General features: G+C 71.1%; 18 protein-coding genes and 1 tRNA gene. 12 read left to right on the top strand and 7 right to left on the bottom strand.

Annotated elements, in window-relative coordinates; all coding sequences use genetic code 11:
- The first annotated feature begins 11 nt into the window (after positions 1–11).
- Positions 12–1,421 (top strand): class II fumarate hydratase, encoded by a 1,410-nt coding sequence (locus O7619_RS01340; protein WP_281586339.1) that lies wholly within the window; start codon positions 12–14, stop codon positions 1,419–1,421.
- Positions 1,422–1,423: 2 nt separating this feature from the next.
- Here the strand turns inward: O7619_RS01340 and O7619_RS01335 are convergent, their stop codons facing one another.
- Positions 1,424–1,687, bottom strand: a complete 264-nt coding sequence (locus O7619_RS01335) for a hypothetical protein (protein ID WP_282285171.1) — start codon at positions 1,685–1,687, stop codon at positions 1,424–1,426.
- Positions 1,688–1,959: 272 nt separating this feature from the next.
- Between O7619_RS01335 and O7619_RS01330 the strand changes: the two genes are divergently transcribed.
- On the top strand, positions 1,960–2,190 hold the full coding sequence (locus O7619_RS01330) for a winged helix-turn-helix domain-containing protein (RefSeq protein ID WP_282285170.1): 231 nt from the start codon (positions 1,960–1,962) through the stop codon (positions 2,188–2,190).
- Between the two features lie 126 nt (positions 2,191–2,316).
- Positions 2,317–2,907 (top strand): GNAT family N-acetyltransferase, encoded by a 591-nt coding sequence (locus O7619_RS01325; RefSeq protein ID WP_282285169.1) that lies wholly within the window; start codon positions 2,317–2,319, stop codon positions 2,905–2,907.
- Here O7619_RS01325 and O7619_RS01320 read toward each other — a convergent pair.
- Positions 2,877–3,419, bottom strand: a complete 543-nt coding sequence (locus tag O7619_RS01320; RefSeq protein WP_282285168.1) for a CGNR zinc finger domain-containing protein — start codon at positions 3,417–3,419, stop codon at positions 2,877–2,879. The two genes, O7619_RS01325 and O7619_RS01320, sit on opposite strands and share 31 nt — an antisense overlap.
- 71 nt (positions 3,420–3,490) lie before the next feature.
- On the opposite strand from O7619_RS01320, the gene O7619_RS01315 reads away from it, so the two are divergent.
- Complete coding sequence (locus O7619_RS01315) at positions 3,491–4,453, top strand: EamA family transporter (protein WP_282285167.1); 963 nt, start codon at positions 3,491–3,493, stop codon at positions 4,451–4,453.
- A gap of 179 nt (positions 4,454–4,632) precedes the next feature.
- Entirely contained in the window at positions 4,633–6,321 is a 1,689-nt protein-coding gene (locus O7619_RS01310; protein WP_282285166.1) for a S8 family serine peptidase, read from the top strand.
- A 104-nt stretch (positions 6,322–6,425) separates the two neighbouring features.
- Here the strand turns inward: O7619_RS01310 and O7619_RS01305 are convergent, their stop codons facing one another.
- Positions 6,426–6,938 carry a hypothetical protein gene (locus O7619_RS01305; RefSeq protein ID WP_282285165.1) on the bottom strand — a complete coding sequence of 171 codons (513 nt, stop codon included), beginning with the start codon at positions 6,936–6,938 and terminating at the stop codon, positions 6,426–6,428.
- Between the two features lie 1,215 nt (positions 6,939–8,153).
- Complete coding sequence (locus O7619_RS01300) at positions 8,154–8,801, bottom strand: helix-turn-helix domain-containing protein (protein WP_282285164.1); 648 nt, start codon at positions 8,799–8,801, stop codon at positions 8,154–8,156.
- Positions 8,802–8,864: 63 nt separating this feature from the next.
- Between O7619_RS01300 and cysS the strand changes: the two genes are divergently transcribed.
- Together cysS and rlmB are read left to right on the top strand one after the other, a co-directional pair.
- The gene (gene cysS, locus O7619_RS01295) at positions 8,865–10,280 is read left to right on the top strand and encodes a cysteine--tRNA ligase (RefSeq protein WP_282285162.1); all 1,416 of its coding nucleotides are present in this window, start codon (positions 8,865–8,867) and stop codon (positions 10,278–10,280) included.
- Positions 10,280–11,407, top strand: a complete 1,128-nt coding sequence (rlmB, locus tag O7619_RS01290) for a 23S rRNA (guanosine(2251)-2'-O)-methyltransferase RlmB (RefSeq protein WP_282285160.1) — start codon at positions 10,280–10,282, stop codon at positions 11,405–11,407. Before cysS ends, rlmB begins: the two co-directional genes overlap by 1 nt.
- A gap of 57 nt (positions 11,408–11,464) precedes the next feature.
- Here rlmB and ugpC read toward each other — a convergent pair whose 3' ends face one another.
- The gene (gene ugpC / locus O7619_RS01285) at positions 11,465–12,556 is read right to left on the bottom strand and encodes a sn-glycerol-3-phosphate ABC transporter ATP-binding protein UgpC (RefSeq protein WP_282285157.1); all 1,092 of its coding nucleotides are present in this window, start codon (positions 12,554–12,556) and stop codon (positions 11,465–11,467) included.
- Between the two features lie 367 nt (positions 12,557–12,923).
- On the opposite strand from ugpC, the gene O7619_RS01280 reads away from it, so the two are divergent.
- A tRNA-Thr gene (locus O7619_RS01280) sits at positions 12,924–13,000 on the top strand.
- Between the two features lie 42 nt (positions 13,001–13,042).
- Here O7619_RS01280 and O7619_RS01275 read toward each other — a convergent pair.
- Positions 13,043–13,750 carry a DUF4386 domain-containing protein gene (locus O7619_RS01275; RefSeq protein WP_282285155.1) on the bottom strand — a complete coding sequence of 236 codons (708 nt, stop codon included), beginning with the start codon at positions 13,748–13,750 and terminating at the stop codon, positions 13,043–13,045.
- A gap of 213 nt (positions 13,751–13,963) precedes the next feature.
- Here O7619_RS01275 and O7619_RS01270 point away from each other — a divergent pair, with 213 nt between their 5' ends.
- The 3 genes from O7619_RS01270 (at position 13,964) to O7619_RS01260 (ending at position 15,514) form a co-directional block, all read left to right on the top strand.
- On the top strand, positions 13,964–14,365 hold the full coding sequence (locus O7619_RS01270; RefSeq protein WP_282285153.1) for an AraC family transcriptional regulator: 402 nt from the start codon (positions 13,964–13,966) through the stop codon (positions 14,363–14,365).
- 35 nt (positions 14,366–14,400) lie between these two features.
- Complete coding sequence (locus O7619_RS01265) at positions 14,401–14,835, top strand: VOC family protein (protein ID WP_282285150.1); 435 nt, start codon at positions 14,401–14,403, stop codon at positions 14,833–14,835.
- Between the two features lie 67 nt (positions 14,836–14,902).
- Entirely contained in the window at positions 14,903–15,514 is a 612-nt protein-coding gene (locus O7619_RS01260) for a histidine phosphatase family protein (protein WP_282285148.1), read from the top strand.
- Here the strand turns inward: O7619_RS01260 and O7619_RS01255 are convergent.
- On the bottom strand, positions 15,511–15,954 hold the full coding sequence (locus O7619_RS01255; RefSeq protein WP_282285146.1) for a hypothetical protein: 444 nt from the start codon (positions 15,952–15,954) through the stop codon (positions 15,511–15,513). The genes O7619_RS01260 and O7619_RS01255 overlap by 4 nt on opposite strands.
- 187 nt (positions 15,955–16,141) lie before the next feature.
- Between O7619_RS01255 and O7619_RS01250 the strand changes: the two genes are divergently transcribed.
- Positions 16,142–18,535 carry a M4 family metallopeptidase gene (locus tag O7619_RS01250; RefSeq protein WP_282285145.1) on the top strand — a complete coding sequence of 798 codons (2,394 nt, stop codon included), beginning with the start codon at positions 16,142–16,144 and terminating at the stop codon, positions 18,533–18,535.
- The last annotated feature ends 17 nt before the right edge of the window (positions 18,536–18,552 follow it).

The following is an 18,552-nucleotide window of genomic DNA, read 5'->3' as shown; positions in this document are numbered from 1 at the left end:
GGCGGGGCAGGATGGTACGGGTGACGACTCCAGAGGCGACCGGTTACCGGATCGAACGCGACTCGATGGGCGAGGTGGAGGTGCCCGCCGAGGCGCTGTGGCGGGCACAGACGCAGCGCGCGGTGCAGAACTTCCCGATCTCGGGGCGTGGGCTCGAACCGGCCCAGATCAAGGCGCTGGCCCAGATCAAGGGCGCGGCTGCCCAGGTCAACGGCGAGCTGGGGGTGATCGACGCGGACGTGGCCGAGGCGATCGCCACCGCCGCCGCCCATGTGGTCGCCGGCGGTTACGACGACCAGTTCCCGGTGGACGTGTTCCAGACCGGTTCCGGCACCTCGTCCAACATGAACACCAACGAGGTGATCGCGTCGCTGGCGAGCCGCGAGCTGGGCCGGGACGTCCACCCGAACGATCACGTCAACGCGTCGCAGTCCAGCAACGACGTGTTCCCCACCTCGATCCACCTGGCCGCCACCCAGTTCGTGGTGGAGGATCTGCTTCCCTCGCTGACCCAGCTCGCCATGGCGTTGGAGGCGAAGGCGGCCGAGTTCGAGACCGTCGTCAAGGCCGGTCGGACCCACCTGATGGACGCCACCCCGGTCACCCTGGGGCAGGAGTTCGGTGGGTACGCCGCGCAGGTCCGCTATGGCGTGGAGCGGCTGGAGATGGCGCTGCCCCGGCTGGCCGAGCTGCCGCTCGGCGGCACCGCGGTGGGCACCGGCATCAACACGCCGCTGGGTTTCGCGGGCAAGGTGATCGGGCGGCTGCGGGACTCGACCGGCCTGCCGCTGTCCGAGGCGCGCAACCACTTCGAGGCGCAGGGCGCCCGGGACGCGCTTGTGGAGACGTCGGGCCAGCTCCGCACCGTCGCGGTCAGCCTTTACAAGATCGCCAACGACGTACGCTGGATGGGGTCCGGCCCTCGCGCCGGCCTGCGTGAGCTGCGGATTCCCGATCTCCAACCCGGCTCGTCGATCATGCCCGGCAAGGTCAACCCGGTGGTGGCCGAGGCGATGCGCCAGGTCTGCGCCCAGGTGGTCGGCAACGACGCGGCGGTGGCCTTCGCCGGCTCGCAGGGCGACTTCGAGCTGAACGTGATGCTCCCGGTGATGGGCCGGAACCTGCTGGAGTCGATCAAGCTGATCGCCGCGTCGAGTCGACTCTTCGCGGAGCGCCTGGTGGCCGGCCTGGTCGCGGACGCCGAGGTCTGCCTGGCGTACGCGGAGGGGTCGCCGTCGATCGTCACCCCGCTCAACCGCCACCTCGGCTACGACGAGGCCGCCTCGATCGCCAAGGAGGCGCTCGCCAAGCAGGTCTCCATCCGCGAGGTGGTGATCTCCCGCGGCCACGTCGACTCGGGCAAGCTCACCGAAACCCAGCTCGACGAGGCGCTGGACCTGCTCCGGATGACCCACCCCTGACGTCAGGGCATCGCCCGACGGCGGGCCCAGCCGAGGAAACGGTGAAACAGGACCGCCGGGTCGAGCCGGTCGTCCGGGTACAGCCGGTGCAGGTCGGCGGTCGCTTCGTAGAGCACGCCGCAGAGATACACGCTGAGGCCGACCGGGTCGGTGGCGTACTCGCCGACCAGGGTGAGGCGCGCGGTGGCGCACGGCCAGGGCGCGCCGCAGGCGCGGCAGAGCCAGAGCGGGCGCAGGGGCAGGTGCGGCCGGTCGGGTGACGGCATGGGCGGTCCCTTTCGAGCTGAGTCGTTTGTGACATCGCCGCCCCGGCCGTGGGACCGCCCGGCCGGGGGAGCGGGCGGTCCCACCACGACGCCCTGCTCGGGAACCTCGTGCCCATTCCGCGGACTGCTGCATGGCTCGGTTCGTCGCTTGCCGAACGAAGGAACCTCGCCACGACTGACAGCTTAGAGACCTTTAGTACCTAAGGCAATGTTGGTCTTGAAGGCGGGTATTGCTCATGATCCGATGGAAGGTGCCGAACGAAGGAACCTCCATGCCCATACCGAGCGGCGGCTACCGAGAGGTTGCCGAGGACCTGACCACCCGGATCAAAAATGGCGAATACCCACCGGGCGAGCGTCTGCCGACCTACAGGGAACTTGCCGACCTTTACAGCGTGAGCGTCACGACCGTGCAGCGGGCGATCATCATCCTTCAGGACCGGGGCCTGGTCGTGGGTTTGCAGGGTCGTGGCCTGTGGGTCGCGGAGGACCTCCCGGGCTAGCCCTGTGACTACAGATCTTGGAAAGAAACGGCCCTCGGAGGGGCCCAATTCTTCCAAGATCTACCGCAGTGCGCCGCGGCGGTAAATGCCTCGCTCGGGGGTTGGGCGGGGCGGGATGATCCGGCGGTGGGCGATGACGGGGTGTTGCTGGAGACCGCGCGCCTGACGGTGCGGCGGTTCACCATGGACGACGTGGATCGGCTGGTCGCGCTGGATGCCGATCCGGTGGTCATGCGGTTCCTGACCAACGGGGTGCCGACGCCGGCCGGGACGATCCGCGACGAGGTGCTGCCCCGGCTGCTGGCGCAGTACGACAGTCATCCCGGCCTCGGCCGCTGGGCCGTGCTCGACCGGTTGACCGGTGAGTTCCTCGGCTGGTTGGCGCTCGACCCGTCCGACGACGGCGGCGAGGGGGAGCTGGGCTACCGGCTGCGCCGCGCGGTATGGGGGCACGGGCTGGCCACCGAGGGCGCGCGGGCGCTGGTGCGGCACGGGTTCGACACGGTCGGCCTCCGCCGGGTGTGGGCGCAGACGATGGCCGTCAACGACCGGTCCCGCGCGGTGCTGGCCCGCGCGGGGTTGCGCTACGTCCGCACGTTCCACCTGACGTTCGACGATCCGATTCCGGGTACGGAGCACGGCGAGGTGGAGTACGAGCTGCGCCGGGAGGACTGGCCCGGGGTCCGTCAGGAGTGGGACGCCTTGCGCGCCCGGTAGGCGCTGACCGCGGCCCGGTTGCCGCAGCCGGCGTCGCAGAACCGGCGGGACCTGTTCTTCGACAGGTCGACGAGCACGTTGTCGCAGTCGGGGTGGTCGCACCGGCGTAGCCGGCTCAGCTCGCCCGCCCGGACCAGGTCGGCCAGGGCCATCGCGGCCTCGACCGCCATCCGGGTCGCCAGCGGCGCGTCGCGGGGCACGGCGTGCAGATGGTACGGCTCGTCGTCGTGCCGGATGAGCTGCGGCAGGGCGCGGGACTCGCGGAGCAGCCCGTTGACGATCTCCACCACCTCGTCGGTGTCGGCGTACCAGATCCGGCGCAGCCGGGGTCGTAGCGCGCGGACCTGGCGCAGCTCGGCGTCGGTGTGCTCGTGCCGGCCGCTCCACCCGTGCGCGGCGAAGAACTCATCGAGCGCGGCCACGTCGGGCAGGCTCTCCCGGCCCGGGCCGGCGGTGTTCACAAGCGCGGCGGCAGCAGCCAGCCCGCATTCGGTGTCATGAGCAAAAAGCAACTTGACTCCTGTCGTGGACCACCCCTAGCGTCATCATCGTAATGCTTTTCACTCATGACCAGGAGTTGCCGATGCGTGAACGGTCCGGTGCCGGGCTCGGCCTGGCCCTGCTCTCCGCGGTCACGTTCGCCACCTCGGGCACGTTCGCCCGCCCGCTGGTCACCGGCGAGTGGTCGGCGGTGGCCGTGGTGATCGCCCGGGTCGGCATCGCCGCGCTGGTGCTGGCCGTGCCCGCCCTGCTGGCACTGCGCGGCCGGTGGCCGGTGCTGCGCCGCGCCGGGTTGACCGTGGTGCTGTTCGGGCTGCTCGGCGTGGCCTTGGCCCAGGCGTGCTTCTTCAACGCGGTCCGCTACCTCCCGGTCGGTGTGGCGCTCCTGCTGGAATACCTCGGCATCGTGCTTGTGGTCGGGTGGATGTGGCTGGTCCACGGGCAGCGTCCCCGGCTGCTGACCGTGGCCGGATCAATCACCGCCCTGGCCGGGCTCGTGCTGGTCCTCGACCTCACCGGCGCCGGCCGCCTCGACCCGGTGGGCGTGCTCTGGGGGCTCGGCGCCGGGATCGGGCTGGCCGGATACTTCGTCATCGCCGGCCGCATCGACGCCGACCTGCCCTCGGTGGTGATGGCGAGCGGCGGCATGGCCGTCGGCGCCGTGGCGCTGCTGCTGCTCGGCGCGGTCGGGGTCCTCCCGCTGGCCGCCAGCACCGCCGACGTCAGCTTCGCCGGGCACCGGATGAGCTGGCTGGTGCCGATCGCCGGGTTGTCGCTGATCGCCGCCGTGGTCGCGTACCTGACCGGGGTCGCCGCGGCGCGGCTGCTCGGTGCCCGCCTCTCCTCCTTCGTGGGGCTGACCGAGGTGATGTTCGCGGTGCTCATCGCCTGGCTGGTGCTGAACGAACTGCCGAGCGCGATCCAGTTGGTCGGCGGCGTACTCATCGTCGGCGGGGTCGCCCTGGTGCGGGTGGACGAGATGCGGGCCGGCCCCGGCGTGGCGGCACCGGTCACGGCGGAGCCGGCGCTGGCCGGCGAGCGGTAGTAGCGGCCGAGGTGTCGCTCGCGACGCCGAGGGTCCACGTTGGTCGACCTGCCCGACGTGGTGGTCGCGCTGACGAGCGCGAATGCCTGATTGCGGCCTATTACGGACGTGCATCTGGCGAAACCCGCTCCCGTGTTGTGGGATGACTGCCACGTCCCTCAACGAGAGGATCTGATGTGGTGAGCAAGCGCTTCACCGCCGGCGCGGTCGCGGTCGCGGCCTCGCTGGCACTCACGGTGACCGGCCTGGGTGTCCCGGCGACCGCCGCGCCGTCCAGCACCCGGACCTTCACCGTGCTGGCGGAGAGTGGTGTGTCCACCGACGCCGCGATTGCCGCGATCAAGGCGGCCGGCGGCACGGTCGTCTCCCGCACCGACGACGTCGGTCTCTTCCAGGTCACCAGCGACCGGGCCGACTTCGCGAGCCGGGCCACCGCCGCCGGCGCGCTGGTCGGCGCCGCCGAGGAGAAGGCGATCGGCCGCAAGCCGAAGCTGGACCGGGTCGAGCAGGAGCACCTGACGACCCCCGGCGCGCGCAAGGGCAAGGCCGCCAAGGGCAAGGCCAAGAAGATGGACCCGCTGGACGACAAGCTCTGGGGTCTGGACATGATCCGGGCCGACAAGGCCCGCAAGATCGAGCCCGGTGACCGCCGGGTGACCGTCGGCGTCCTGGACACCGGCGTCGACGCCAGCCAGCCCGACCTCGCACCGAACTTCAACTGGGCGCTGTCGCGCAACTTCGCGCCGGACATCCCCGACATCGACGGACCGTGCGAGGTGGCGAGCTGCCTCGACCCGGTCGGCACCGACGACGGTGGGCACGGCACGCACGTGGCCGGCACGATCGGCGCCGCCGCCAACGGCTTCGGCCTCTCCGGCGTGGCCCCGAAGGTCTCCCTGGTCGAGCTGAAGGGTGGCCAGGACAGCGGCTACTTCTTCCTCAACCCGGTGGTCAACGCGCTGGTCCACGCCGGCCGTTCCGGGCTGGACGTGGTCAACATGTCGTTCTACGTCGACCCGTGGCTCTACAACTGCACCGCCAACCCGGCCGACTCGCCGGAGGCGCAGGCCGAGCAGCGGACCATCATCGAGGCCATGAAGCGGGCGCTGACCTTCGCTCACCGCAAGGGCGTCACGCTCGTCGGCGCGCTCGGCAACAACCACGAGGACCTGGGCGCCCCCCGCACCGACGTGAGCAGCCCGGACTACGGCTCCGACCCGTACCCGCGGCCGATCGACAACGCGAGCTGCTGGGACCTGCCCACCGAGGGCCCGCACGTGATCAGCGTGTCGGCGGTCGGCCCGTCCGGCAAGAAGTCCGACTACTCGAACTACGGCACCGAGCAGACCGCGGTGGCGGCACCGGGCGGCTGGTTCCGGGACGGCTTCGGCACCGACAGCTATCTCACCGACGCCAACATGATCCTCTCCACGTACCCGAAGAAGGTGCTTCAGGAGGAAGGGGCGGTCGACGAGAACGGCGACATCGTGGCCGGCTTCGAGGAATCGGTGTTCAAGCAGTGCACCGCCAAGGGTGAGTGTGGCTACTACACCTACCTCCAGGGCACCTCGATGGCGTCCCCGCACGCCGCGGGCGTGGCCGCGCTGATCGTCAGCCGGTTCGGCAAGAAGCAGGGCCGGGACGGCTTCGGTATGGCGCCGGACCAGGTCGAACAGCACCTCTACCGGACGGCGGCCGAGCACGCCTGCCCGGAGCCGCGGCTGCAGACCTACACCAACGAGGGCCGCAGCGCCGAGTTCGACGCATACTGCGCGGGCTCGCTGAACTTCAACGGCTTCTACGGCTATGGGGTCGTCGACGCCTACGCGGCGGTGAAGACCCCGCTGAAGCCCAACGCACGGCCGTAACCACCCCGCACCAACGAGAAGCCCGGGCGGCGCTGGTCGCCCGGGCTTCTCCGTGCCTGGTGGGCGGCGGTGGGCGTCTCGGCAGGGCCGCCGAGGTGGGCGGCTCACGGCCGCCACCCCCGAGCTACCAGGGCGGCGCGGATTTCGCGGACCAGGGGCGGAAACTCGTTGCGCAGGCGGCGACCGGTCACGTGCAGCACCAGCCAACCGGCCTCCACGAGTTGGTTGAGTCGACGGCGGTCGAGGTGCATCCGGTCGGGATCGACGTGCCACTGACCGTCGTACTCCACCGCCACCCGGAACTCCGGCCAGGCCAGATCCGGATGCAGGACGAGGCCGGTGGACACGCGCACCGGATGCTGCGCCACTGGACGCGGCAGACCGGCGAACATCAAACGCACCCGCAGGTGGGACTCGGGCGGTGACTCGGCGCAGCCGTCGGTCAGGCCGAATATCCAGGAGGCCCGGCGGCCACCCGGACGGCCGGTGTTCCGGGCCGCTTCGGCGGCCAGGCCGGACTGACCGACCGCCCCGATCCGCAGGAGCCCGTCGATGATGCCGACCGCCTGCACGGGATCCGCCCAGACCGCCGTTTCCCAGGCACAGACGGCGGGCACGGTGCGTGGCGGGGGCCCGCTCCGGTCCGATGGCCTGGTGGGGTTTGGTGGCCTGGTCTTTCCCGCTGGTCTGGTCGGCCCTGCCGGTCTGGTGAGGGCCGTCGTCTTGGTCGGGTTGGGTCCTCTGGTCGGGGTGGGTGGTCCGGTCAGGCTCCGTGCCTCGGCGGACGTGGCCGAAGCGAAGCCCGTCGGCGAGGCGATGGCTGCGCCGCCCGTTGGCCGGTCGGTCGGGGGGACGGGAACGGTAGGCACGGCACCGGCGGGAACCAGCAGGCCGCTGCGCGCGCTGGCCATCGGGGCGTGGTGCACCCGGACACCCGGATGAGAATCGGCCCGGACCATGACTGGCAGAAGGACGTGCACGTCGTCCGTGAAATCGGCGGCGTGTTCGACGCCGTGCAGGTAGGCCGCCGACGGGCCTGCGATCAGTGTGCCGGGCGGCATGCGAAGCAGGACGGCCCGGCACGCCAACGCGTGGTCACGGTCCAGGCGGGCATCGGCGTAGACGTCCTGCCGAAGTCTGACCCAGGATGCGCCCCGGAGATGGTGGCGGGACAACAGCCCGCGCCGGACGGCGTCCGAGCCCCGGAAGACCTGCCATGCCAACTGCGGCGGTCGATGCGGATGAGGTGGCATGCGACAAGCGTGGCGGCGAGCCGAGGCCGACCGATACCCCTGTGGATAACCGCGGCCCATCTCCTCCGCCGCTCCTGTGGACAACCCACCACCCGGCCGCTCGATGTGCTATGCCTACGCGCCCTTACCCCCATCTTTGGTCAAAGATCGACTCCAGTTCGCCGAGGTGGTGTGGTCGGACCGCCTCCGACAGCGCCACTTCGCCGAGCTGGCGGCGATTGCACTGCGCTGCACGGCCCGCTGGACCGGTCCGAGGCTGATGCTCGGCTCCACTTCGCCGAGGTGGGGCTATCCGACCGGGTGGGATGCCGCCACTTCACCGAAGTGGCGGCGGGTGACCGGTCGGGTCGATCGAATTGCCACTTGAGCGTCGGGCGAGTGGGGCGAGCTGGTGGGGAGCGTTGAGGGGCGCTGGCCTACATGGACGGCCGTCGCCTGAAGCGGAGCCCTCAGGGCGGGATGGAAGCGGGATGATCGACTCCATCTCGCCGAGGTGGCGGTATCCACCCGGCTCTGATGGCGCCACTTCGCCGAGCTGCCGGCCGGCCGGCGAGCGGCCGGCAGCCGGCGAGGGGGCCGTCAGGCGAGCGCGGCGGCGACCGCCTCGGCGGCGGCCGTGACCTGGGTGCCGACCTCGGTCACGTCCAACGGGGTCAGCGACACCACGCCGACGCTGCCCTCCAGCCCGGGCACCCCGAGCACCGGCGCGGCCACCCCGTACGCCCCGGACTGGAGCTCCCCGCTGGTGCTGACCGGCCCGGGGTCGCCGGCCCGGCCGGCGAGCACGGCCCGACCCGCCGCGCCCCGCTCCAACGGGTGCCGGGAACCGGTCCGGTACGCCACGTGAAACGCGGTCCAGCTCGGCTCGACCACGGCCAGCGCGACCCCTTCGCCGCCCTCGACCACGGTCAGGTGCGCGGTGGCCCCGGTCCGCTCGGCGAGCCGGCGCAGCGCGGGCAGTGCCCCCTCGGCGAGCAGGGGCTGGGCGCGTCGGGCCAGGTGCAGCACGCCGACACCCAGCCGGAGCCGGCCCGCGCCGTCGCGCCGGAGCATGCCGTGCCCGGTCAACGCGCCGACCAGCCGGTAGACCGCCGCCCGCCCGATGCCCAACCGGTGCGCCGCCTCGGTGACGGTCAGCCCGCCCGGCGCGTCCGCGACGAGGTGCAGCAGCCGCAGACCCCGGTCCAGGGTCTGCGCGGTCTCTCCCGGGCGTGCCTGCGCGTCCACAGCACGCAGCGTACGACCCGGCTCCGGCCAACCGGGAAATGTGCGGACGGCTACCCTTGTGAGGTGACGCTACGCCTGTATGACACCGCCACCCGATCGGTGCGGGACTTCGTCCCGCGGGAAGCCGGCAAGGTGGGGGTCTACCTGTGTGGTCTCACGCTCCAGGCGCCCCCGCACATCGGCCACCTTCGCTCCGGCGTCAACTACGACGTGCTGCGTCGCTGGCTGCTGAGCAAGGGTCTCGAGGTCACCTTCATCCGCAACGTGACCGACATCGACGACAAGGTCCTGGCCAAGGCCATGGAGCAGGACCGGCCGTTCTGGTCCATCGCCTACGCGAACGAGCAGATCCTCACCGCCTCCTACCGGGCGCTCAACGTGCTCCCGCCGACGTACGAGCCGCGGGCCACCGGGCACATCCCGGAAATGCACGAGCTGATCGCCCGCCTGATCGACACCGGGCACGCCTACCCGGCCACCGACGGCTCCGGCGACGTCTACTTCGACGTGGCCTCCTGGCCGGCGTACGGCTCGCTGTCCGGGCAGTCCCCGGCGGACATGCAGCCCGCCGGGGACGCCCCCGACCGGGGCAAGCGGGACCCGCGTGACTTCGCGCTGTGGAAGGGCGTCAAGCCGGGCGAACCGGCCGACGCCGCCTGGCCGTCCCCGTGGGGTCGCGGCCGGCCCGGCTGGCACATCGAGTGCTCGGCGATGTGCTGGCGCTACCTGGGCGCCGAGTTCGACATCCACGGCGGTGGGCTCGACCTGACGTTCCCGCACCACGAGAACGAGATCGCCCAGTCGCAGGCCGCCGACCTGCCGTTCGCCCGCTACTGGGTGCACCACGGCCTGCTCAGCATCGGCGGCACCAAGATGGGCAAGTCGCTCGGCAACACGCTCGACCTCGACTACGTGGCCTCGCTCGGGGTGCGCCCGGTGGAGCTGCGCTACTACTACGCCGCCGCGCACTACCGGTCCCGCATCGACTACTCCGAGGACGCGCTGCGGGAGGCCGCGGTCGCGTACCGGCGGATCGAAGGTTTCGTGCAGCGGGCGGCCGAACGGGTCGGCGCGGGCCGACCCGGTGGGCTGCCGGCGGGGTTCGTGGCGGCGATGGACGACGACCTCAACACCTCGGCGGCGCTCGCCGTGCTGCACGAGGTGGTCCGGGACGGCAACACGGCGCTGAGCGGCGGCGACGATGTGACCGTCCGCACGACGCTGGCCGCCACCCGGGCGATGCTGGATATCCTCGGCGTCGACCCCCTGGATCCGGCCTGGACCGGCGGCGACCGCGCGGGTGACCTGCGCGGTGTGGTGGACTCGCTTGTCGCGCTGGCCCTGGAGCAGCGCGCCCAGGCCCGCGACCGCAAGGACTGGGCCGCCGCCGACGCCGTCCGCGACCAGCTCAAGCAGGCTGGCGTGGCCGTCGAGGACACCCCCCAGGGCCCGCGTTGGACTATTGGAGAGCAGGACTGATGGCCGGCAACTCACAGCGCCGTGGCCGGCGACTGACGCCGAAGGCAGGCGCCCCCAAGGGCACCGGTGGCAAGAACAAGGACGCCCTCGCCGGCCGGGGTCGCACCCTGCCGGCCGACGAACGGCCCTGGCACAAGGCATACTCCGGCACCGAGAAGCTGCCCCAGCGCACCGCCTGGAAGCAGGACAAGGAGCGCCGTGCCGCCGCCGAGGAGGGCCGCGCGCCCAAGATCGGCCAACCCGGCAGCAAGGACACCACCTGGGGCAAGGGCGGCGGTCGGGGCGTACCCACCGTCAAGGGCCGCAGCGGCGGCGGCAGGCCGACCGGCCGGTCCGGCGGTCCCCGGGTCGCCCCGGGCCGCAAGTCGAACCCGGCGAAGGACAGCCCCGAGCTGCTCGTCGGGCGCAACCCGGTGCTGGAGTCGCTGCGCACCCAGGTGCCGGCGACCGCGCTCTACACCGCGCAGGGCATTGACGTCGACGACCGGGTCAAGGAGATCGTCCGCACCGCCGCCGACCGGGGCATCGCGATCCTCGAGGTCGGCCGCGCCGAGCTGGACCGGATGACCGGTGGGGTGCTGCACCAGGGCGTCGGCCTCCAGGTGCCGCCGTTCGCCTACGAGCCGTTCGACGACCTGGTCGCCGCCGCGCTGGAACAGGCCGCCCCGCTGCTCGTCGCGCTGGACGGCGTCACCGACCCGCGCAACCTCGGCGCGGTCATCCGGTCGGCCGCCGCGTTCGGCGCGCAGGGTGTCTTCGTACCCGAGCGGCGTGCCGCCGGGATCACCGCGACCGCCTGGCGGACCAGCGCCGGCGCGGCAGCGCGCGTGCCGGTCGCCCAGGTCACCAACCTGACCCGGTCGCTCAAGGCGTGCAAGGAGGCCGGCTTCGTCGTGGTCGGCCTCGACGCCGACGGGCAGACCGACCTCTACGACCTGGAGGCCGCGGCCGGCCCGCTCGTCGTCGTGGTCGGCTCGGAGGGTCGCGGGCTGTCCCGCCTGGTCGGCGAGACCTGCGACCTGACCGTCAGCATCCCGATGGTCTCCGACGTGGAGTCGCTCAACGCCAGCGTCGCCGCCGCGGTCACGCTCGCCGAGGTCGCGCGCCGCCGGGCCGCCGAAGCCTGACACCGCAGACGAAAAGGGGCGGTCCGCCGTGGCGGACCGCCCCTTTTTTCGCGTACGTCAGATCCGCTTGCCGGTGGCGGCGTTGAAGACGTGGTTGCGGCCGGCACGCGGCTTGACGAACACGGTCGCACCCATGCTCGGCATGTTGCGCCGGTCGGTGCGGACCACGAACCGCTCGTCGTGGCCCTCGAGCGCGGCGTGGCCGTAGATGTTGGCGTCGGAGCCCAGGTCCTCGACCAGCTCGACCACGAGCGGCATGCCGCCCTCGGACGGGCTGACCAGGTCGCAGTCCTCCGGCCGGAAGCCGACGGTGACCTTGCCGTCGCCGCCCTCGGCGCGGGCCGCCGCGATCTGCTCGCGGGTCAGCGGAATGGTCATCTCGGCGAACGCGCCGCCCTGCTCGGTCAACGGCACCGTCTTGATGTTCATGGCCGGGGAGCCCATGAAACCGGCGACGAAGACGTTGGCCGGGGTGTCGTAGAGCGTACGGGGCGTGTCCACCTGCTGGAGCACGCCGTCAAGCATGACCGCCACCCGGTGCCCCATGGTCATGGCCTCGACCTGGTCGTGCGTGACGTAGACGGTGGTGACACCGAGCTTCGCCTGGAGCGAGGCGATCTGCGTACGGGTCTGCACCCGGAGCTTGGCGTCGAGGTTCGACAGCGGCTCGTCCATGAGGAAGACCTGCGGCTCGCGGACGATCGCGCGGCCCATGGCGACACGCTGGCGCTGACCGCCGGAGAGCGCCTTCGGCTTACGGCTGAGGAACTCCTCCAACTGGAGGAGGCTGGCCGCCTCCTTGACCCGCCGGTCGATCTCCGCCTTCGAGGTCTTGCGCAGCTTGAGGGCGAACGCCATGTTCTCGTACACCGTCATGTGCGGGTAGAGGGCGTAGTTCTGGAAGACCATCGCGATGTCGCGGGCCTTCGGCGGGAGGTGGGTGACGTCCCGGTCGTCGATGTAGATCGCGCCGTCGTCGACGTCCTCCAGACCGGCGAGCATCCGCAGGCTGGTGGACTTTCCGCAGCCGGACGGGCCGACCAGGACGAGGAACTCCCCGTCACCGATCTGCAGGTCGAGCTGGTTGACGGCGGGGCGCTCGGTGCCCGGATAGATCCGGGACGCCTTCGCGTAGGTGACCGTAGCCATGATGGAGCGCTTCCTTTCACCGGCAGGAACGTGCCGGACGATCCGAGTGGAAGGAGCGACCGGCACCCAGGGTGCCGGCCCGACGGTGCGTCACCCAGGCAGCCGGAGCCGGCCCGGAGTGTCGTCCGTGTCACTGCACCGTAAACGGCTTTCGCGTTTGTGCCAAGGCGAGGAGCAGCGGGTGGGACAGCGGGTATGGACATTCCGGTCAGCAGGGCACGGCGAGGCATCAATCTCCCGGCTTTCGAAGCGATTCGACGACGATCCATCGGCCGATCTCGGTCGGGAAGGTGATGTTTTCCGTGGTCGGGAGCACTGCCAGGCGGGATTTCCGGTGGCCAGTCGCTATGCTGAGCCCGTCACACGCGCCCCTGTAGCTCAGCTGGCCAGAGCACTCGCCTTGTAAGCGAGATGTCGCCGGTTCGATCCCGGCCGGGGGCTCCAATTCCACAGGGCGTCGCAGCCCGCCCCGTCTCCCCCCGACGGTCAGACGGTTATGTCCTGGTCGGCCCGGTCGTCGGGGGAGACGGGGCCGCCTGCGGTGACCGGCGCGGGCCGGAGACCCTTGACGAGCAGGTAGACGCCGAGCGAGAACTCCCACACCGCGATGGGCAGGGCCGCGACCGCTGTCACCGGCGACAGCCGGTCCCAGAGGTCGAACAGGACGCCGAGGTCGGCAGCGACGAGCAGGGGCGCTCCGGCGAGCCCGAGCAGCGGAAGTACGCGCGGGACCAGGCGCGACTGGTACAGCAGGGAACCCAGCAACAATGCGTTCACGGCCGGGATGAGGCTCTGGCTGAGCAGGAACATCGAGTCGTAGAGCGCGACCAGCGCCTGGCCTGTGACGAGCGCGTCCGCGCCGGCTCCGGCCCGCCGCAGGGCCACCACGGTCAGGATGCTCGCGACGCCGACGAGGATGCCGGCGGCCTCCAGCACCCTCGCGGCGACGAAGCCCAGCGCCCGGCCTTCACCCTGCCGCTTGAGCACCGGGAACAGCGCGACGGCGGTGCCGATGCAGGCGAGCGCGACGATCGTCTCGAGCAGGCCGCCGAGGGCGACCGGGGTGTCCGACCCGCCGCCGACGAGGTAGTCCGCGTCGCGTACCGGGTCGTACAGCGCGACGGTCGGGATGGAGACGAAGGTGAGCACGTAGCAGCCGCCCGCCACCAGCGAGGTCTTCCGCAGCGAGTCCATCCGGAGCTCCTCCCGTGACTGTCGGTCAATCGACGTCGGTCATGCGGTTACCCTCCTGCGCATCGGGGCGTCGGCGAATCGGCCGCTCGGCCAGTCCTCGGCGACGACGGCACCGGGCAGAACTGGGAGGCGTGACATGGGCGCGCGAGGTGCGGGGGTGTTAAAAGGGGCCCCCTCCTATACCAAAGGCGTTAACAAGGGCCCCCGCCTTTCATGAGTCGGGGGGTGGAGGAGTCGAACCGGGCCATGCTGCGGGCTCGGGACGCGATGGACCGGGCGTACGCGCAGCCGCTCGACATCCCCGCGCTGGCGCGGATCGCGCACGTGTCGCAGGCGCACTTCATCCGCACCTTCCGGGCCACGTTCGGCGAGACCCCGCACCGCTACCTGCAACGCCGTCGGGTCGAGCGGGCCATGTCGATGCTGTTGGAGACCGACCGGGACGTCACCGACATCTGCCTCGCCGTGGGCTTCGCCAGCCTCGGCACGTTCAGCCGGACGTTCCGGCAGGTCGTCGGCGAGTCGCCGAGCGACTTCCGGCGGCACCGGACCGCCGTGGCGAACGTGCCGAGCTGCTTCGCGAAATCCTGGACCAGACCGAGCAGTTTTGGATAAGCAGCAGGTCAGGGGCTTGCTCTAGCGTTCGTGGCATGACGATGACTTCGATTTCCCGCTCCCAGATCTACGTGCTGGACCAGGACGAGGCGCTCGACTTCTATGTCGGCAAGCTGGGCATGGAGGTGAACACCGACCAGGATCTCGGCTTCATGCGCTGGCTGACGGTGAACGTGCCGGGCGACCCCGCGCGGGAGATCCTGCTGGAGAAGCCCGGCCCGCCGGCGCTGGATCCGAAGACCGCCGAGCAGGTGCGGGAACTGCTCACCAAGGGCGCCGCGGGCGGCTTCCTGTTCCTCACCACCGACGACGCGCACAAGGCGTACGCGGATCTGGTCGCCAAGGGCGTGGACGTGACCGACGAGCCGACCGACCGGCCGTACGGGATCGACTTCGGCATACGCGACCCGTTCGGCAACCGGATCCGGATCGGCCAGATGCACCCGCGGGAGCGGTGGGCGAACGGCTGACCGCGGGGCAGCGGGCATCGGGAGGGGCGACTAAGGTCGTCCCTCGGCGATCATGGTGAGGTGACAGATGCCCAGCCGGCTGCTGTTCCTGGCTCGACACGGCGAGCAGGACGAGGCGGAGGTGGAGGGGAACACCGGCCTCTCCGCGCGCGGGCGGCGGCAGGCGGCCCTCCTCGGCGAGCGGCTGCGCGGGGCGCGGATCGACGCGGTGCACCACGGGCCGCTCCTGCGGGCCGCGGAGACCGCCGAGTTGGTGGTCGCCGCGCTTCCCGGCGTACCCGTGCACTGCTCCGACAGCGTGGGTGACCACCTGCCCCACGACACGGATCCGACCGGCCTGCCACCGGCGTACGCCGGGATGCTGGCCGGCTACGACGCGGCCGAGCGGGTCGACGGGCCGCGCCGGACGGCGGAGGCCGTGGCGCGCTTCGCCGCCGTGCCGGCCGAGGGTGACGTACGCGAACTGGTGGTCACGCACAGCTTCCTGATCGCCTGGTTGGTGCGACACGCGCTGGACGCCCCGGAGCGGCGCTGGCTCGGTCTGGGCCTGCACAACGCGGGGTTGACCGTGATCCGCTTCGGCGCCGGCGGCCCGCCGAACCTGATCGCGGTCAACGACGTCGCGCACCTGCCGCCGGAGTTGCGCGGCACCGGCATGCCGCCGGACTTCGTCTTCTAGCCGGTTGCGCGGGTGAGCAGGCCGACCACCTCGGCGGTGGCGGGCGGCGGAGTGGCCTGAGGCGGGCAGTCCACGTACGAACTCGTGGTCGAGCCGATGGTGAGCCGGTAGTTGAACGCGTCGGCGCACATGGTCGCCGGCACGGTGACGGCGGCCTCGGCGGTCAGCCGGGGGTCGGCGGTGAGCTGCCGCAGCCGGTCGAGTTCGGCCTCGGTGAGCTGGCCGTCGCGGGCGGTGCCGGACCGGTCGGTCCTGGTCCAGCTCCCGTCCGGCCGCACGGTGATGGTGTCGGTGAGCCCGACGATGCCACCGGATTTCACGAGCGTCACTTTGACGCCGGGCGCGGGCGCGGGCGTGGCGGCCGGGTCGACGGGCGCCGGTGTGTCGGCGCGGGCGCAGCCGGCGAGCGGGGTGAGGATGACGGCGACGGTGGCCGCCATGGCGGGGGCTGCTCTCATACCGATCGGACGCGCGACGGGGCCACATGGTTCCGGTCCACCGCGCCTCCCTCATCCGTTCGGTCAGTGTCTCGGACGGGAAACCGCCGATCTCTTTCACGTCCTTCGATGTCTCAGCTATATCTACATCAGTGACTACCCCCGTCACAACTTCCTTTCAGGAGGGCCCGTGAAAAGAACCGTCGCCGCTGCCAGCGCAGCGCTGCTCACCAGCGGCGTGCTGGCCTGCGTCACCACCACGGCGCACGCGGCAGCACCTGGCGCCGCAAACCCCGAGCCCGCCGCCGCGGCCCGGGCCGACAGCCTGCTCCGTGCCAACCCCGGTGCCGTCCAGGGCACCAGCGGGGAGGCGTACCAGGCCGTCCGCACCAAGGTCGACCCCTCGGGGGCGGCGCACACCCGCTACGCCCGCACCTACCACGGCCTGCGGGTCTACGGCGGTGACTTCGTCGTCCACACCGCCCCGAACGGCACCATGACCGGCACCTCGGTCGGCCTGTCCGCCCCGCTCACCCTGGGCACCACCGCCAAGGTCGGCGCGGCTGCGGCCAAGGCCAGCGCACGCAAGGCGTTCACCGGCAGCCTCACCTCCGTCGGCGCGCCCGAACTCTTCGTCGACGCCACCACCGGCAAGGGTCGGCTGGCCTGGGAGACCGTCGCCACCGGGTGGAAGGCGGACAAGCAGACGCCGTCGAAGCTGCACGTGATCACCGACGCGACAAGCGGCAAGGTCATCGGCTCGTACGACGAGATCGAGTCGGTGCTCGGCAGCGGCCAGGGCATCTACACCGGCTCGGTGAGCATCGACACGACGCTCTCCGGCAGCACCTACCAGATGATCGACCCGTCGCACGGCAACGGCCGCACCTGCGACATGAACAACGGCACCTCGAGCTGCACCACCTTCACCGACGCCGACAACGTGTGGGGCAACGGCTCCAACTCCAACCGGCAGTCCGCCGCCGTGGACGCCCACTTCGGCGCCGCGAAGACGTTCGACTACTTCAAGAACATCCACGGGCGCAACGGCATCTTCGGCAACGGGCAGGGCGTGCCGAGCCGGGTGCACTACGGCAACAACTACGTCAACGCCTTCTGGGACGGCGCCCAGATGACCTACGGCGACGGGTCGAGCAACTCCCGTCCGCTGGTCTCGCTGGACGTGGCCGGGCACGAGATGAGCCACGGTGTCACCGAGGCGCTGTCCGGGCTCGTCTACTCCGGTGAGTCCGGCGGCCTCAACGAGTCCACGAGCGACATCTTCGGCAACATGATGGAGTTCTACGCCGCCGCGCCGAGCGACCCGGGCGACTACGACGTCGGTGAGAAGATCAACATCAACGGCAACGGCACGCCGCTGCGCTACATGTACAACCCGTCGCTGGACGGCAGGTCCGACTCGTGCTGGTCCACCAGCACCAAGAACAAGGACGTGCACTACTCCTCCGGCGTCGGCAACCACTTCTACTTCAACCTGGCCGAGGGCACCGGCTCGACGGCGTACGGCACGTCGCCGGTTTGCGGCTCGGCGCCGGCGGTCACCGGCATCGGCCGCGCCAAGGCGGAGAAGATCTGGTACCGGGCGCTCGACGTGTACTTCACCTCGAACACCCAGTACGTGAGCACCAGCAACCCGGCGAACACCGCCCGCGCGTACACCCTGCGGGCGGCGACCGACCTGTACGGCAACTGCTCCACCGAGTACAAGACCGTGCAGGCGGCGTGGACCGCGGTGAACGTCGCCGGCAGCGACGCGCCGTGCAGCTCCACCGGCAACGACTTCTCCGTCTCGCTCTCCCCGACCGCCGGGTCGGTGACCGCGGGCGGTTCCGTCTCCGCCACCGTCGCCACGGCCACCACCAGCGGGTCCGCGCAGACCGTGACGTTCTCCGCGTCCGGCCTGCCGAGCGGCGCCACCGCGTCGTTCAGCCCCGCCTCGGTGACCTCCGGCGGCTCGTCCACCCTCACCATCGCCACCAGCTCGGGCACCCCGTCCGGCACCTACTCGGTGACGGTCACCGGCAGCGCCACGTCGGGCACGAAGACCGCGACGTACTCGCTGACCGTCACCGGCGGCAGCGGCGGCTGCACCGGCGCGGGCCAGAAGCTCGGCAACCCGGGCTTCGAGACCGGCACCAGCCCCTGGACCGGCACCACCGGCACGATCGGCTCCTACAGCGGTCAGACGGCGCACAGCGGGACCCGGTTCTCCTGGCTGAACGGCTACGGCTACAGCAGCAGCGAGAACATCGCGCAGTCGGTGAGCCTGCCGTCGGGCTGCTCGACCTACACCTTCAGCTTCTGGCTGCACATCGACTCCGCCGAAGTCACGACGAGCGTGCAGTACGACAAGCTGAACGTGCAGGTGCTCAACTCGTCCGGCTCCGTGCTGGCGACGCTGGCGACCTACTCGAACCTGAACGAGGCCACCGGCTACAGCCAGAAGTCGTTCTCCCTGGCCGCGTACGCCGGGCAGACGGTCACGCTGAAGTTCGCCGGCACCGAGGACGCCTTCCTGCAGACCTCGTTCGTCATCGACGACACCGCGGTCAACGTCTCCTGACCTGACCGCCCGAACCC

It is taken from the genome of Micromonospora sp. WMMD998 (assembly GCF_029581235.1).
In the GTDB taxonomy this organism is placed as follows: Bacteria; Actinomycetota; Actinomycetes; order Mycobacteriales; family Micromonosporaceae; genus Micromonospora.
Note: the sequence above shows the minus strand (reverse complement) of the source record. Positions and strands in the feature narration are given on the sequence as shown.